The sequence below is a fragment of the Escherichia sp. WS1152 genome, from assembly GCF_046487665.1.
Taxonomy (GTDB): domain Bacteria; phylum Pseudomonadota; class Gammaproteobacteria; order Enterobacterales; family Enterobacteriaceae; genus Escherichia; species Escherichia coli.
The window spans coordinates 495065-511649 of sequence record NZ_JBJQJA010000001.1 but is presented as its reverse complement, the minus strand read 5'-3'; the positions used below and the strand labels follow the sequence as shown (position 1 = coordinate 511649).

17 protein-coding genes are annotated in these 16585 nt (G+C 49.9%); 14 read left to right on the top strand and 3 right to left on the bottom strand.

Translation table 11 applies throughout. The features are described 5' to 3' along the window. Positions 1–192 precede the first annotated feature (192 nt). Both ACJHW7_RS02385 and ACJHW7_RS02380 read left to right on the top strand, forming a co-directional pair. Positions 193–237: a protein YmgK gene (locus tag ACJHW7_RS02385; RefSeq protein ID WP_120795380.1), complete on the top strand. Its 45-nt coding sequence runs from the start codon at positions 193–195 to the stop codon at positions 235–237. Between the two features lie 252 nt (positions 238–489). Further along, positions 490–813: an anti-adapter protein IraM gene (locus ACJHW7_RS02380; protein ID WP_000872356.1), complete on the top strand. Its 324-nt coding sequence runs from the start codon at positions 490–492 to the stop codon at positions 811–813. 102 nt (positions 814–915) lie between these two features. Here ACJHW7_RS02380 and icd read toward each other — a convergent pair whose 3' ends face one another. Next, complete coding sequence (gene icd / locus ACJHW7_RS02375; RefSeq protein WP_000444487.1) at positions 916–2166, bottom strand: NADP-dependent isocitrate dehydrogenase; 1251 nt, start codon at positions 2164–2166, stop codon at positions 916–918. 171 nt (positions 2167–2337) lie between these two features. On the opposite strand from icd, the gene rluE reads away from it, so the two are divergent. From rluE to roxA, 8 genes are all read left to right on the top strand, one after another. Continuing rightward, positions 2338–2991, top strand: a complete 654-nt coding sequence (gene rluE, locus ACJHW7_RS02370; RefSeq protein ID WP_001248691.1) for a 23S rRNA pseudouridine(2457) synthase RluE — start codon at positions 2338–2340, stop codon at positions 2989–2991. Positions 2992–3000: 9 nt separating this feature from the next. Continuing rightward, a complete protein-coding gene (gene nudJ, locus ACJHW7_RS02365) occupies positions 3001–3462 on the top strand; it encodes a phosphatase NudJ (protein ID WP_000476093.1) in 462 nt (153 codons plus the stop codon). Positions 3463–3515: 53 nt separating this feature from the next. Continuing rightward, complete coding sequence (gene mnmA / locus ACJHW7_RS02360) at positions 3516–4622, top strand: tRNA 2-thiouridine(34) synthase MnmA (RefSeq protein ID WP_021556712.1); 1107 nt, start codon at positions 3516–3518, stop codon at positions 4620–4622. A gap of 35 nt (positions 4623–4657) precedes the next feature. Next, positions 4658–5299, top strand: coding sequence for a high frequency lysogenization protein HflD (gene hflD, locus ACJHW7_RS02355; RefSeq protein WP_095512890.1), 642 nt, complete (start codon positions 4658–4660; stop codon positions 5297–5299). Between the two features lie 3 nt (positions 5300–5302). Next, a complete protein-coding gene (gene purB / locus ACJHW7_RS02350; RefSeq protein WP_000423723.1) occupies positions 5303–6673 on the top strand; it encodes an adenylosuccinate lyase in 1371 nt (456 codons plus the stop codon). A gap of 167 nt (positions 6674–6840) precedes the next feature. Next, a complete protein-coding gene (phoP, locus tag ACJHW7_RS02345; protein ID WP_001265481.1) occupies positions 6841–7512 on the top strand; it encodes a two-component system response regulator PhoP in 672 nt (223 codons plus the stop codon). Then, on the top strand, positions 7512–8972 hold the full coding sequence (gene phoQ, locus ACJHW7_RS02340) for a two-component system sensor histidine kinase PhoQ (protein ID WP_000735413.1): 1461 nt from the start codon (positions 7512–7514) through the stop codon (positions 8970–8972). Before phoP ends, phoQ begins: the two co-directional genes overlap by 1 nt. Positions 8973–9047: 75 nt before the next feature. Next, a complete protein-coding gene (gene roxA / locus ACJHW7_RS02335) occupies positions 9048–10169 on the top strand; it encodes a [50S ribosomal protein L16]-arginine 3-hydroxylase (RefSeq protein WP_001295435.1) in 1122 nt (373 codons plus the stop codon). Between the two features lie 145 nt (positions 10170–10314). On the opposite strand, the gene pepT is transcribed toward roxA, so the two are convergent. Continuing rightward, positions 10315–11544, bottom strand: a complete 1230-nt coding sequence (pepT, locus tag ACJHW7_RS02330) for a peptidase T (RefSeq protein WP_000359447.1) — start codon at positions 11542–11544, stop codon at positions 10315–10317. A 249-nt stretch (positions 11545–11793) separates the two neighbouring features. Here pepT and potA point away from each other — a divergent pair, with 249 nt between their 5' ends. The 4 genes from potA to potD are packed head-to-tail and all read left to right on the top strand — an operon-like array spanning position 11794 to position 15605. Next, positions 11794–12930, top strand: a complete 1137-nt coding sequence (gene potA, locus ACJHW7_RS02325; protein WP_000531594.1) for a spermidine/putrescine ABC transporter ATP-binding protein PotA — start codon at positions 11794–11796, stop codon at positions 12928–12930. Beyond that, complete coding sequence (potB, locus tag ACJHW7_RS02320) at positions 12914–13771, top strand: spermidine/putrescine ABC transporter permease PotB (protein WP_000799401.1); 858 nt, start codon at positions 12914–12916, stop codon at positions 13769–13771. The genes potA and potB overlap by 17 nt, the downstream gene beginning before the upstream one ends. Further along, complete coding sequence (gene potC, locus ACJHW7_RS02315) at positions 13768–14562, top strand: spermidine/putrescine ABC transporter permease PotC (protein ID WP_000580316.1); 795 nt, start codon at positions 13768–13770, stop codon at positions 14560–14562. Before potB ends, potC begins: the two co-directional genes overlap by 4 nt. Next, complete coding sequence (potD, locus tag ACJHW7_RS02310; RefSeq protein WP_000759309.1) at positions 14559–15605, top strand: spermidine/putrescine ABC transporter substrate-binding protein PotD; 1047 nt, start codon at positions 14559–14561, stop codon at positions 15603–15605. Before potC ends, potD begins: the two co-directional genes overlap by 4 nt. Before the next feature lie 155 nt (positions 15606–15760). Here potD and cobB read toward each other — a convergent pair whose 3' ends face one another. Next, complete coding sequence (cobB, locus tag ACJHW7_RS02305) at positions 15761–16582, bottom strand: Sir2 family NAD+-dependent deacetylase (RefSeq protein ID WP_000952736.1); 822 nt, start codon at positions 16580–16582, stop codon at positions 15761–15763. Positions 16583–16585 lie beyond the last annotated feature (3 nt).

Below are 16585 nucleotides of genomic sequence, written 5' to 3'. Positions count from 1 at the left end.
TATAAAAACAACGGGCGTGCCATACGCCCGTTTCAATACTTAACGCACATGTGTTTTGGTTTAGTCATCATCCAGTTATATGTATTTTAGCCAGGAACAGGTTAAACCTTTCCTATATAACTCAAAAATTGAAACCTTATTCTCATGTCATGCTTATATTCATTATTATCGTTATATAAAAAGGCAACCATAATGTTTAGCAAATTGGCACAAAGTAGCATAAAGGCTATGTTTTAATTACAGGATGTTCAGTCATTTGAATGTATAACATTATAGCTAAACAAATCTAAAACGAAGTGAATAATTTATTGTTTTCACTAAATCTCATTTTGTTTAACATCCATTGAGATTCCTTGCTTTAAATTTTGTTTTATATAAGCAATCGTTTTAATTAATTTATTTTTTTGAAGGGTAATATACTCATATGCAAAATAAAGAAATGAACATCCAAATGAACTATATTAAATACCGTAGGATAAGACATAACAAATGAAGTGGGTAGTAATTGACACGGTAATTCAACCTACATGCGGCATATCTTTTTCAGCCATATGGGGTGATATGAAAATGATCATCTGGTATCAATCTACTATATTTCTTCCTCCTGGAAGTATATTTACACCTGTTAAGCCTGGTATTATCCTTAAGGATAAAGAATATCCTATTACTATTTATAACATTGCACCATTCAACAAGAATTTATGGAGTTTACTCAAAAGCAGTCAAGAGTGTCCTCCAGGAGAAAGCGAAATAACAAATAAATGTTTGCATAAGAGTTGTATTATAAAAATATGCCCGTATGGGCTCAAGTAATGGGTTTTATATAAATATGCTCGATATGCTATTAATAATATCTACATAAATAAAACAACGGGCGTGTTATACGCCCGTTTAAATATTTAACACATGTAGTGATTACATATTCTTGATGATCGCATCACCAAACTCTGAACATTTCAGCAGTTTAGCGCCTTCCATCAAACGTTCGAAGTCATAGGTTACGGTCTTCGCATTGATTGCGCCTTCCATACCTTTAACAATCAGGTCTGCGGCTTCGGTCCAACCCATGTGGCGCAACATCATCTCAGCAGAGAGTATAATAGAGCCTGGGTTTACTTTGTCCTGACCGGCATATTTCGGCGCAGTACCGTGGGTGGCTTCAAACAGGGCGCATTCGTCACCGATGTTTGCACCAGGGGCGATACCGATACCGCCAACCTGCGCTGCCAGGGCGTCAGAAATGTAGTCACCGTTCAGGTTCATACAGGCGATAACATCATATTCAGCCGGACGCAGCAGGATCTGTTGCAGGAATGCATCAGCAATCACGTCTTTAATGACGATCTCTTTGCCGGTATTCGGGTTTTTAACTTTCAGCCACGGGCCGCCGTCGATCAGTTCACCGCCAAATTCTTCACGCGCCAGCTGGTAGCCCCAGTCTTTAAACGCGCCTTCGGTGAACTTCATGATGTTGCCTTTGTGCACCAGGGTCACAGAGTCACGATCGTTAGCAATTGCGTATTCGATCGCTGCACGAACCAGACGTTTGGTGCCTTCTTCAGAACACGGCTTAATACCGATACCGCAATGTTCCGGGAAGCGAATTTTCTTCACGCCCATCTCTTCACGCAGGAATTTAATCACTTTCTCGGCGTCGGCAGAGTCAGCTTTCCATTCGATACCCGCATAAATGTCTTCCGAGTTTTCACGGAAGATAACCATATCGGTCAGTTCAGGGTGTTTAACCGGGCTTGGAGTGCCCTGATAGTAACGTACCGGACGCAGGCAGATGTAGAGATCCAGTTCCTGGCGCAGGGCAACGTTGAGAGAACGAATACCGCCACCAACCGGAGTGGTCAGCGGGCCTTTAATAGCAACGCGATATTCACGAATCAGATCAAGGGTTTCAGCAGGCAGCCAGACGTCCTGACCATAAACCTGTGTGGATTTTTCACCGGTGTAAATTTCCATCCAGGAGATTTTACGCTCGCCTTTATAGGCTTTCTCGACTGCAGCGTCGACCACTTTCAGCATGGCTGGGGTTACATCTACACCGATTCCATCACCTTCAATGTAAGGGATAATCGGATTTTCAGGAACGTTGAGTTTGCCGTTTTGCAGGGTGATCTTCTTGCCTTGTGCCGGAACAACTACTTTACTTTCCATTCACCTCTCCTTCGAGCGCTACTGGTTTGCTCGTCTGCCACCACGTTGCATATGCGTTTGCGTCCTGCGATACGGATGCTTTAGAGCAATTTTTTGTTAATGATTTGTAATTGGCTTGTCAATACTACCCTATTGTTTGCCGTCATGAAAGATGCGCGTTATTAGGCTATAATGCGGCAATTCATAATCTCTGAAAATACCATGCAAAAAACTTCTTTTAGAAATCACCAGGTTAAGCGATTCAGCTCGCAACGTTCTACCAGGCGTAAACCTGAAAACCAGCCCACGCGTGTGATCCTGTTCAATAAACCCTACGATGTTCTTCCGCAGTTCACCGATGAAGCCGGACGCAAAACATTAAAAGAATTCATCCCGGTTCAGGGCGTTTATGCAGCAGGTCGTCTTGACCGCGATAGCGAAGGGTTACTGGTGCTGACCAATAACGGCGCGTTGCAGGCGCGTTTAACCCAGCCGGGTAAACGCACCGGAAAAATCTATTATGTGCAGGTGGAAGGTATTCCCACACAAGACGCACTTGAAGCCTTGCGCAATGGCGTAACCTTAAATGATGGCCCTACCCTGCCCGCCGGCGCGGAGCTGGTTGACGAACCTGCGTGGTTATGGCCGCGGAATCCACCAATTCGTGAACGCAAAAGTATTCCCACCAGCTGGCTGAAGATCACCTTATATGAAGGACGTAATCGCCAGGTGCGCCGCATGACCGCCCATGTTGGTTTCCCCACGCTGCGACTGATTCGCTATGCGATGGGTGATTACTCTTTGGATAATCTTGCTAATGGCGAATGGCGAGAAGTGACAGATTAAGGATGCAAAATGTTTAAACCGCACGTTACCGTTGCTTGCGTGGTGCACGCAGAAGGCAAATTTTTAGTCGTTGAAGAGACGATTAATGGTAAAGCGTTATGGAACCAACCGGCGGGGCATCTGGAAGCGGATGAAACCTTAGTGGAAGCCGCCGCCCGTGAGCTGTGGGAAGAAACCGGCATCAGCGCGCAGCCGCAACACTTTATTCGTATGCATCAGTGGATTGCGCCAGATAAAACGCCGTTTTTGCGTTTCCTTTTTGCCATTGAGCTTGAGCAAATATGCCCGACCCAGCCTCATGACAGCGATATCGACTGCTGCCGTTGGGTTAGCGCCGAAGAAATTTTACAGGCGTCAAATCTTCGTTCGCCACTGGTGGCGGAAAGTATTCGTTGTTATCAAAGCGGGCAACGCTATCCGCTGGAGATGATTGGCGATTTTAACTGGCCTTTTACAAAGGGTGTCATCTAAAAGGCTGCGTGATAGAATACGCCGCCTTGAAGTTCAATGTCGTGAGTGATCCAATGTCTGAAACCGCAAAAAAAGTAATCGTCGGCATGTCCGGCGGTGTTGATTCCTCCGTTTCTGCCTGGCTGTTGCAACAACAGGGATATCAGGTCGAAGGCCTGTTTATGAAGAACTGGGAAGAAGACGACGGTGAGGAATATTGCACAGCGGCAGCGGATCTGGCTGATGCCCAGGCTGTCTGCGACAAGCTCGGCATTGAACTGCACACCGTTAACTTTGCTGCCGAGTACTGGGACAACGTCTTCGAACTGTTCCTTGCCGAATATAAAGCCGGTCGCACGCCGAATCCGGATATTCTGTGCAACAAAGAGATCAAATTTAAAGCCTTCCTCGAATTTGCCGCCGAAGATTTAGGTGCCGATTATATCGCTACCGGTCATTACGTTCGTCGGGCCGATGTCGATGGCAAGAGCCGCCTGCTGCGTGGTCTGGACAGCAATAAAGACCAGAGCTACTTCCTTTATACGCTCAGCCATGAGCAGATTGTGCAAAGCCTGTTCCCGGTCGGCGAACTGGAAAAACCGCAGGTGCGTAAGATTGCTGAAGATCTTGGTCTGGTCACCGCGAAGAAAAAAGACTCTACCGGCATTTGCTTCATTGGCGAACGTAAATTCCGCGAGTTCCTGGGCCGTTATCTCCCGGCGCAACCGGGCAAAATCATTACCGTCGATGGCGATGAAATTGGTGAGCATCAGGGGCTGATGTATCACACCCTCGGTCAGCGCAAAGGCCTGGGTATCGGTGGCACCAAAGAAGGCACCGAAGAACCGTGGTATGTGGTCGATAAAGACGTCGAAAACAACATTCTGATTGTTGCGCAGGGCCATGAACACCCGCGTCTGATGTCTGTCGGTCTGATTGCCCAGCAGCTGCACTGGGTCGATCGTGAACCATTCACCGGTACTATGCGTTGCACGGTAAAAACCCGCTATCGCCAGACCGATATCCCCTGCACCGTCAAGGCGCTGGACGATGATCGCATTGAAGTGATTTTCGATGAGCCCGTTGCCGCCGTGACGCCGGGCCAGTCTGCCGTCTTCTATAACGGTGAAGTGTGCCTCGGTGGCGGTATTATTGAGCAGCGTCTGCCGCTGCCGGTCTGATTATTATCTTTACTTAAAACAAGGAAGCAGTGAACGTGGCAAAGAATTACTATGACATCACCCTCGCCCTGGCCGGTATTTGTCAGTCGGCACGCCTGGTGCAACAACTCGCTCACCAGGGGCATTGTGATGCCGATGCGCTACACGTCTCACTCAACAGTATTATTGATATGACCCCCAGCTCGACGCTGGCGGTTTTTGGCGGTAGCGAAGCCAACCTGCGCGTCGGGCTGGAAACCTTGCTCGGCGTGCTCAATGCCAGCAGTCGCCAGGGCTTAAACGCCGAATTAACCCGCTACACACTCAGCCTGATGGTGCTTGAGCGCAAACTCTCCTCAGCGAAAGGTGCGCTCGACACTCTGGGCAACCGGATCAACGGCCTGCAACGCCAGCTCGAACACTTCGATTTACAGTCCGAAACGCTGATGAGCGCGATGGCTGCTATCTATGTTGATGTGATTAGCCCGCTTGGCCCGCGCATTCAGGTCACCGGTTCCCCTGCTGTACTGCAAAGCCCACAAGTGCAGGCGAAAGTTCGCGCAACCCTGCTGGCAGGCATTCGCGCCGCCGTGCTCTGGCACCAGGTCGGCGGCGGACGTCTGCAATTGATGTTTTCTCGTAATCGCCTGACCACTCAGGCAAAACAAATTCTTGCTCATTTAACCCCGGAGTTGTGATCTATGGAATTATCCTCACTGACCGCCGTTTCCCCTGTCGATGGACGCTACGGCGATAAAGTCAGCGCGCTGCGCGGGATTTTCAGCGAATATGGTTTGCTGAAATTCCGTGTACAAGTTGAAGTACGTTGGCTGCAAAAACTGGCCGCGCACGCAGCGATCAAGGAAGTTCCTGCTTTTGCTGCCGACGCAATCGGTTACCTTGATGCAATTGTCGCCAATTTCAGCGAAGAAGATGCCGCACGCATCAAAACCATCGAGCGTACTACTAACCACGACGTTAAAGCGGTTGAGTATTTCCTGAAAGAAAAAGTGGCGGAGATCCCGGAACTGCACGCGGTTTCTGAATTCATCCACTTTGCCTGTACTTCGGAAGATATCAATAACCTCTCCCACGCATTAATGCTGAAAACCGCGCGTGATGAAGTGATCCTGCCGTACTGGCGTCAACTAATTGATGGCATTAAAGATCTCGCCGTTCAGTACCGCGATATCCCGCTGCTGTCTCGTACCCACGGTCAGCCAGCCACGCCGTCAACCATCGGTAAAGAGATGGCAAACGTCGCCTACCGTATGGAGCGCCAGTTCCGCCAGCTTAACCAGGTGGAGATCCTCGGCAAAATCAACGGCGCGGTCGGTAACTATAACGCCCACATCGCCGCTTACCCGGAAGTTGACTGGCATCAGTTCAGCGAAGAGTTCGTCACCTCGCTGGGTATTCAATGGAACCCGTACACTACCCAGATTGAACCGCACGACTACATTGCCGAACTGTTTGATTGCGTTGCGCGCTTCAACACCATTCTGATCGACTTTGACCGTGACGTCTGGGGTTATATCGCCCTTAACCACTTCAAACAGAAAACCATTGCTGGTGAGATTGGTTCTTCCACCATGCCGCATAAAGTTAACCCGATCGACTTCGAGAACTCCGAAGGGAATCTGGGCCTTTCCAACGCGGTATTACAGCATCTGGCAAGCAAACTGCCGGTTTCCCGCTGGCAGCGTGACCTGACCGACTCCACCGTGCTGCGTAACCTCGGCGTGGGTATCGGTTATGCGCTGATTGCGTATCAATCCACCCTGAAAGGCGTGAGCAAACTGGAAGTGAACCGTGACCATCTGCTGGATGAGCTGGATCACAACTGGGAAGTGCTGGCAGAACCAATCCAGACAGTTATGCGTCGCTATGGCATCGAAAAACCGTACGAGAAATTGAAAGAGCTGACTCGTGGTAAGCGCGTTGACGCCGAAGGCATGAAGCAGTTTATCGACGGTCTGGCGTTGCCAGAAGAAGAGAAAGCCCGCCTGAAAGCGATGACGCCGGCAAACTACATTGGTCGCGCCATCACCATGGTTGATGAGCTGAAATAAACTCGTATCAGTGCCGGATGGCGATGCTGTCCGGCCTGCTTATTAAGATTATCCGCTTTTTATTTTTTCACTTTACCTCCCCTCCCCGCTGGTTTATTTAATGTTTACCCCCATAACCACATAATCGCGTTACACTATTTTAATAATTAAGACAGGGAGAAATAAAAATGCGCGTACTGGTTGTTGAAGACAATGCGTTGTTACGTCACCACCTTAAAGTTCAGATTCAGGATGCTGGTCATCAGGTCGATGACGCAGAAGATGCCAAAGAAGCCGATTATTATCTCAATGAACATTTACCGGATATTGCGATTGTCGATCTCGGATTGCCAGACGAGGACGGTCTGTCACTGATTCGCCGCTGGCGTAGCAATGATGTTTCACTGCCGATTCTGGTATTAACCGCCCGTGAAAGCTGGCAGGACAAAGTCGAAGTATTAAGTGCCGGTGCTGATGATTACGTGACTAAACCGTTTCATATTGAAGAGGTGATGGCGCGAATGCAGGCATTAATGCGGCGTAATAGCGGCCTGGCTTCACAGGTCATTTCGCTCCCCCCGTTTCAGGTTGATCTCTCTCGCCGTGAATTATCTATTAATGACGAAGTGATCAAACTGACCGCGTTCGAATACACCATTATGGAAACGTTGATACGCAATAATGGCAAAGTGGTGAGCAAAGATTCGTTAATGCTCCAACTCTATCCGGATGCGGAGCTGCGGGAAAGCCATACCATTGATGTACTGATGGGACGTCTGCGCAAAAAAATTCAGGCACAATATCCCCAAGAAGTGATTACCACCGTTCGCGGCCAGGGCTATCTGTTCGAATTGCGCTGATGAAAAAATTACTGCGTCTTTTTTTCCCGCTCTCGCTGCGGGTACGTTTTCTGTTGGCAACGGCAGCGGTAGTACTGGTGCTTTCGCTTGCCTACGGAATGGTCGCGCTGATCGGTTATAGCGTCAGTTTCGATAAAACTACGTTTCGGCTGTTACGTGGCGAGAGCAATCTGTTCTATACCCTTGCGAAGTGGGAAAACAATAAGTTGCATGTCGAGTTACCCGAAAATATCGACAAGCAAAGCCCCACCATGACGCTAATTTATGATGAGAACGGGCAGCTTTTATGGGCGCAACGTGACGTGCCCTGGCTGATGAAGATGATCCAGCCTGACTGGCTGAAATCGAATGGTTTTCATGAAATTGAAGCGGATGTTAACGATACCAGCCTCTTGCTGAGTGGAGATCATTCGATACAGCAACAGTTGCAGGAAGTGCGGGAAGATGATGACGACGCAGAGATGACCCACTCGGTGGCGGTAAACGTCTACCCGGCAACATCGCGGATGCCAAAGTTAACCATTGTGGTGGTGGATACCATTCCGGTGGAGCTAAAAAGTTCCTATATGGTCTGGAGCTGGTTTATCTATGTGCTCTCAGCCAATCTGCTGTTAGTGATCCCGCTGCTGTGGGTCGCCGCCTGGTGGAGTTTACGCCCCATCGAAGCCCTGGCAAAAGAAGTCCGCGAACTGGAAGAACATAACCGCGAATTGCTCAATCCAGCCACAACGCGAGAACTGACCAGTCTGGTACGAAACCTGAACCGATTGTTAAAAAGCGAACGCGAACGTTACGACAAATATCGTACAACGCTCACCGACCTGACCCATAGTCTGAAAACGCCACTGGCGGTGCTGCAAAGTACGCTGCGTTCTCTGCGTAGTGAAAAGATGAGCGTCAGTGATGCTGAACCGGTAATGCTGGAGCAAATCAGCCGCATTTCACAGCAAATTGGCTACTACCTGCATCGTGCCAGTATGCGCGGCGGGACATTGCTCAGCCGCGAGCTGCATCCGGTCGCCCCACTGCTGGACAATCTCACCTCGGCGCTGAACAAAGTGTATCAACGCAAAGGGGTCAATATCTCTCTCGATATTTCGCCAGAGATCAGCTTTGTCGGTGAGCAGAACGATTTTGTCGAGGTGATGGGCAATGTGCTGGATAATGCCTGTAAATATTGCCTCGAGTTTGTCGAAATTTCTGCAAGGCAAACCGACGAGCATCTCTATATTGTGGTCGAGGATGATGGACCCGGTATTCCATTAAGCAAGCGAGAGGTCATTTTCGACCGTGGTCAACGGGTTGATACTTTACGCCCTGGGCAAGGTGTGGGGCTGGCGGTAGCCCGCGAAATCACCGAGCAATATGAGGGTAAAATCGTCGCCGGAGAGAGCATGCTTGGCGGTGCGCGGATGGAGGTGATTTTTGGTCGCCAGCATTCTACGCCGAAAGATGAATAAATATGTCCATACTTCACGCATTACGTTAAGCATCCGTTATAATCGGTTGCAGATACCAGCCTGTGGATGCTTAACATGGAATACCAACTCACTCTTAACTGGCCCGATTTTCTTGAACGTCACTGGCAGAAACGCCCGGTGGTGTTAAAACGCGGCTTTAATAATTTTATTGACCCGATCTCTCCAGACGAGTTGGCGGGTCTGGCGATGGAAAGCGAAGTCGACAGTCGACTGGTCAGTCACCAGGATGGAAAATGGCAGGTCAGCCACGGTCCGTTCGAAAGCTACGATCATCTCGGTGAAACTAACTGGTCATTGTTAGTGCAAGCAGTGAACCACTGGCATGAGCCGACCGCCGCGCTGATGCGACCGTTCCGTGAACTACCGGACTGGCGTATTGATGATCTGATGATCTCTTTTTCTGTACCTGGCGGCGGCGTCGGCCCGCATCTCGATCAGTACGACGTGTTTATCATTCAGGGTACCGGTCGTCGTCGCTGGCGAGTGGGCGAAAAGCTGCAAATGAAACAGCACTGTCCGCACCCGGATCTGTTACAGGTCGATCCGTTCGAAGCCATCATCGATGAAGAGCTGGAGCCTGGCGATATTCTTTATATTCCGCCAGGATTCCCGCATGAAGGCTACGCGCTGGAAAATGCGATGAACTATTCCGTGGGTTTTCGCGCGCCAAATACGCGGGAACTGATTAGTGGATTTGCCGATTATGTGCTGCAACGTGAACTGGGCGGCAACTACTACAGCGATCCTGATGTTCCACCTCGCGCTCATCCTGCGGATGTTCTGCCGCAAGAGATGGATAAACTGCGTGAGATGATGCTCGAATTGATCAACCAGCCGGAACACTTTAAGCAATGGTTTGGGGAGTTTATATCCCAGTCACGTCATGAACTGGATATCGCGCCGCCAGAGCCGCCTTATCAGCCGGATGAAATCTACGATGCGCTGAAACAAGGTGATGTGCTGGTGCGCCTGGGTGGTCTGCGCGTATTGCGCATTGGCGACGACGTGTATGCCAATGGTGAGAAGATCGATTCCCCGCACCGTCCGGCACTGGATGCACTCGCCAGCAACATTGCGCTGACTGCGGAGAATTTTGGCGATGCGCTGGAAGATCCGTCATTCCTCGCGATGCTCGCGGCGCTGGTCAATAGCGGGTATTGGTTCTTCGAAGGGTAAGTTTGGATTTAAGCCGGATGTGGCGCTGATTGCGCCTTATCGTGCCTACATGCACTGAACGCCTGTAGGCACGATAAGTATGTGGACCAGTGTCAATATAACGGTTTCATCCCGGTAATTGGCAGTCCACATACGCATCGGGCAATCACGACTTCCGTTGCGCCGTTAACTCGGCAATACGGACGATCACCTGCACCGCTTTTTCCATACCTTCCAGAGTCACAAACTCATGCTTACCATGATAGTTGTAACCGCCAGTGAACAGGTTCGGGCACGGTAATCCCATAAACGACAACTGCGCGCCGTCGGTACCACCGCGGATCGGTTTCAGTTCCGGTTCAATATCGCAGTCACGCATCGCCTGCTGGGCGATATCGAGAATATGCGGATGCTCAACCACTTTCTCGCGCATATTGTAGTAACTGTCTTCAATCACCAATTCAATGTAGCAATCAGGATGTAACCCTTTGCCCACTTTTTTGGCGATCTCCATCATTTTACGTTTACGCGCTTCAAACTGTTTACGGTCGAAATCACGGATGATGTAGTGCATATCGGCCCGTTCAACGGTGCCTTTCATGCTCGCAAGGTGATAGAAACCTTCATAGCCTTCTGTCATTTCCGGGCTTTCATCCGCCGGAACTTCCGCATGAATACGTGCCGCCAGCGACAGCGCATTTACCATCACTCCTTTCGCCGTACCCGGGTGAACATTGTTACCGACAATTTTGATATTGACCGACGCGGCGTTGAAGTTTTCAAACTCCAGTTCGCCTACGCCACCACCATCAACAGTGTAAGCCCAGCGGGCATCGAAGGCATCAACATCAAAATGTTTCGCCCCTTTGCCCACTTCTTCATCCGGGGTAAAGGCGACGCGAATATCACCATGCGGAATGTTTTTCTGTTGCAATACCGCCAGCGCGGTCATGATTTCTGCAATACCTGCTTTGTCATCGGCACCTAACAAGGTTTTACCATCGGTGGTAATCAGCGTCTGACCCAGTAGCTGATGCAGCACCGGGAACATAACCGGTGATAAAACTTCATCGCCGATACCCAGCGCAATATCGCCACCGCGATAGTTTTCAACAATTTGCGGATTCACATTTTTGCCGCTGCAATCCGGTGAGGTATCCACATGAGAAATAAAGCCAATCGCCGGGATATCGCCAGGGACGTTAGCCGGTAACGTCGCCATCAAAGTGCCCTTCTCACTTAAGGTCACATTGATAAGCCCCATCTCTTCGAGCTGCTCTTTCAGCAGATGCAATAACTTCCATTGGCCTTCCGTGCTGGGAACCTGTCTCACCCCTGCTTTTGATTGGGTATCCAGAGACACGTAGTTCAAAAATCGCTCAAGTAGTTTATCCATGTAGTCACCCTCACTTTTTGTGACAACATTATTAAGAAGCAAGAAAAGACAAATATTGCGTCAGGTCACTTTTACCCCTGCAAGCGGGAATATTTATCAGCATTACCTTAATGAATATAAAGCTAAGCCAGTAATTCACAACAAAGATTGGCGATTCAAGCGGTTTGCCGTAGAATTACCGCCCTCATTAAGAGTCACCAAGGTGGTTAACCACAAACCCCGCATCGGTAAGCCATCCGTTGCGTTTACATGGGACAGAGTAAAAAATTGAATAAACAACCGAGTTCGCTTTCACCGCTGGTGCAATTGGCGGGAATTCGCAAATGCTTTGATGGTAAAGAGGTCATTCCCCAGCTGGATCTGACTATCAACAATGGCGAGTTCCTCACGCTGCTTGGCCCTTCTGGCTGCGGTAAAACAACCGTTCTTCGCCTGATTGCAGGTCTGGAAACTGTTGATTCCGGACGCATCATGTTGGATAACGAGGACATCACCCACGTTCCGGCGGAAAACCGCTATGTGAACACTGTTTTCCAAAGCTACGCACTTTTCCCCCACATGACCGTGTTCGAAAATGTGGCCTTTGGGTTGCGCATGCAAAAAACCCCCGCTGCTGAAATTACGCCCCGCGTGATGGAAGCCCTGCGGATGGTGCAGCTGGAAACCTTCGCTCAACGTAAACCGCATCAGCTCTCTGGTGGTCAACAGCAACGCGTCGCCATTGCTCGCGCGGTGGTTAACAAGCCTCGTCTGTTGTTGCTGGATGAGTCGCTCTCAGCGCTGGATTACAAACTGCGCAAGCAAATGCAGAACGAGCTGAAAGCGTTACAGCGTAAGCTTGGCATTACATTCGTCTTCGTGACTCACGACCAGGAAGAAGCACTCACCATGTCGGACAGGATTGTGGTGATGCGCGATGGTCGCATTGAGCAAGACGGCACGCCGCGTGAAATCTACGAAGAGCCGAAAAACCTGTTTGTTGCCGGGTTCATTGGCGAAATCAATATGTTTAACGCCACTGTCATCGAACGTCTCGACGAGCAGCGCGTACGCGCCAACGTTGAAGGCCGCGAATGTAATATCTACGTTAACTTCGCCGTTGAACCGGGGCAAAAACTGCATGTTCTGCTGCGCCCGGAAGACTTACGTGTTGAAGAGATTAACGACGACAACCACGCTGAAGGGCTGATTGGTTACGTTCGCGAGCGTAACTACAAAGGCATGACGCTGGAGTCGGTTGTTGAACTGGAAAATGGCAAGATGGTGATGGTCAGCGAATTCTTCAATGAAGACGATCCTGACTTTGACCACTCTCTCGACCAAAAAATGGCCATTAATTGGGTAGAAAGCTGGGAGGTCGTACTGGCTGATGAAGAACACAAGTAAGTTCCAGAATGTAGTGATTGTCACTATTGTCGGTTGGCTTGTGTTGTTTGTCTTTCTGCCCAACCTGATGATCATTGGCACCAGCTTTTTGACCCGCGACGACGCCAGTTTCGTCAAAATGGTCTTTACGCTGGATAACTACACACGTCTGCTCGATCCGCTCTATTTTGAAGTGCTATTGCACTCGCTGAATATGGCGCTGATCGCCACCCTCGCCTGCCTGGTGCTGGGCTATCCATTTGCCTGGTTTCTGGCGAAGCTGCCACACAAGGTGCGTCCGCTGCTGCTGTTTCTGCTGATTGTTCCGTTCTGGACCAACTCATTGATTCGTATCTACGGGCTGAAAATTTTCCTCAGCACCAAAGGCTACCTCAACGAGTTTTTGCTCTGGCTGGGCGTTATAGATACACCAATTCGTATCATGTTCACGCCCAGTGCGGTGATTATCGGTCTGGTTTACATTCTGCTGCCGTTTATGGTGATGCCGCTGTACTCCAGTATCGAAAAACTGGATAAGCCGTTGCTTGAGGCAGCGCGCGATCTCGGTGCCAGCAAGTTACAGACTTTTATCCGTATCATTATTCCACTGACGATGCCGGGAATTATTGCCGGATGTCTGCTGGTAATGCTGCCAGCGATGGGCCTGTTCTATGTGTCCGACCTGATGGGCGGTGCGAAAAACCTGCTGATCGGTAACGTCATCAAGGTCCAGTTCCTTAATATTCGTGACTGGCCATTTGGTGCAGCCACCAGCATTACGCTGACTATCGTAATGGGCCTGATGTTGCTGGTTTACTGGCGCGCTTCTCGTCTGCTGAATAAGAAGGTGGAACTCGAATGATCGGTCGACTGCTTCGCGGCGGTTTTATGACCGCTATCTACGCGTACCTGTATATCCCAATCATTATTTTGATTGTGAACTCCTTTAACAGCTCGCGCTTTGGCATCAACTGGCAGGGTTTTACCACCAAATGGTATAGCCTGCTGATGAACAACGACAGCCTGTTACAGGCAGCGCAGCATTCACTAACAATGGCGGTGTTTTCGGCGACGTTTGCTACGCTTATCGGTTCACTGACGGCAGTTGCGCTGTACCGTTATCGCTTTCGTGGTAAGCCGTTCGTTAGCGGAATGCTGTTTGTGGTGATGATGTCACCAGATATCGTGATGGCGATTTCGCTGCTGGTGCTGTTTATGCTGCTGGGTATTCAGCTTGGCTTCTGGTCGCTGCTGTTCTCGCATATCACCTTCTGCCTGCCATTTGTGGTGGTGACAGTGTATTCGCGCCTGAAAGGTTTTGACGTGCGAATGCTGGAAGCGGCGAAAGATCTCGGTGCCAGCGAATTTACCATTCTGCGAAAAATCATTCTGCCACTGGCAATGCCAGCGGTGGCGGCGGGCTGGGTGTTAAGCTTTACCCTGTCGATGGACGATGTGGTAGTTTCTTCGTTCGTCACCGGACCAAGTTATGAAATTCTGCCGTTAAAAATTTATTCGATGGTCAAAGTTGGCGTATCGCCGGAAGTTAACGCGCTGGCAACCATATTACTGGTGCTGTCGCTGGTGATGGTTATTGCCAGCCAGCTTATTGCTCGTGATAAAACGAAAGGTAACACAGGGGACGTTAAATGAAAAAATGGTCACGCCACCTGCTCGCGGCGGGTGCTCTGGCACTGGGCATGAGCGCCGCTCACGCCGATGACAACAACACGCTGTATTTCTACAACTGGACCGAGTACGTGCCGCCAGGACTGCTTGAACAGTTCACCAAAGAAACCGGTATTAAGGTTATCTATTCGACTTACGAGTCGAACGAAACCATGTACGCCAAGCTGAAAACGTACAAAGACGGTGCCTACGACCTGGTGGTTCCTTCAACCTATTACGTCGATAAAATGCGTAAAGAAGGGATGATCCAGAAGATCGACAAGTCGAAGTTAAGCAATTTCAGCAACCTCGATCCAGACATGCTCAACAAGCCGTTTGACCCGAATAACGACTACTCCATTCCGTATATCTGGGGGGCGACGGCGATTGGCGTTAACGGTGATGCGGTAGATCCGAAATCCGTTACCAGCTGGGCCGATCTGTGGAAGCCTGAGTACAAAGGCAGCCTGCTGCTGACCGACGATGCCCGTGAAGTGTTCCAGATGGCGCTGCGTAAGCTGGGCTACTCCGGTAACACCACCGATCCGAAAGAGATTGAAGCTGCATATAACGAGCTGAAAAAACTGATGCCAAACGTCGCAGCGTTTAACTCCGATAACCCGGCTAACCCGTACATGGAAGGCGAAGTTAACCTCGGCATGATCTGGAACGGTTCTGCTTTCGTTGCACGCCAGGCGGGTACGCCTATTGACGTGGTGTGGCCGAAAGAAGGCGGCATATTCTGGATGGACAGCCTGGCGATCCCGGCAAATGCCAAAAACAAAGAAGGCGCGCTGAAATTGATCAACTTCCTGCTGCGCCCGGATGTGGCAAAACAGGTTGCTGAAACTATCGGTTATCCAACGCCAAACCTTGCGGCACGTAAGCTGTTAAGTCCAGAAGTGGCGAACGATAAGACGCTCTACCCGGATGCTGAAACCATTAAAAATGGCGAATGGCAGAATGACGTTGGCGCAGCCAGCAGCATTTATGAAGAGTATTATCAGAAGCTGAAAGCAGGACGTTAATTCAGCAAGCGGGCGGTGGTATTACCGCCCGTTTTTTAGTTAGCAAGGATGTGGCTAATGAGTCAGGACAGTAAAGTTTTATCCCGCTCTTTCGTCGGTATTGTGGTCCGCTTGTAGGCCTGATAAGCGTAGCGCATCAGGCAATGCTTCCTGCTTTATAATCCCTTCAGCAACTTTTCAACAAATTCTGGCACCACCTGGCTTGCCGGGCCGTAATATTTCTCGGCAAATTCATTACCGACCTGACTTGGTTCAAGATTCAGCTCCACGGTGTGCGCGCCATGCAGTTTCGCTTCGTGAACAAACCCAGCCGCCGGATAAACATGCCCCGAAGTACCAATGGCAATGAAAATATCGGCCATCGACAACGCCATATAAATTTCATCCATGCCGAGTGGCATTTCGCCAAACCACACTACGTGCGGGCGCAAGGGTGCCGGGAACTGGCAGCAATGGCATTTATCTTCTGGGGTAACGTCTCCGGTCCAGTCGAGAACCTGACCACTTTGTGAACAACGAACTTTCAGCAGTTCCCCATGCATATGAATCACATTGGTATTACCTGCGCGTTCATGCAGGTTGTCTATATTCTGCGTCACCAGCAAAAAGCGATCGCCGAGAGCATCTTGCAGTTTAGCCAGCGCAAGATGCGCGGCGTTAGGCTGAATTTCTGGCTGCTGCAGCTGTCGACGACGGGCGTTATAAAACGCTTGCACCAGTTCAGGATCGCGATCGAAACCTTCCGGCGTTGCCACATCTTCAACCCGATGTTCTTCCCACAGGCCATCTGCGGCGCGAAAGGTACGAATACCTGATTCCGCAGAAATTCCTGCCCCTGTCAGTACGAGTACTCTTGGTTTTTCCATTGCTTCCGGCACCACTTTATCTCTGAAAAAAATACGCTGACGCAAACGCTCGCGCAGGCGGCGTTTATTTTTACGAAAACGACTTAACCGATGACCCCGACGCGACAGCATAGC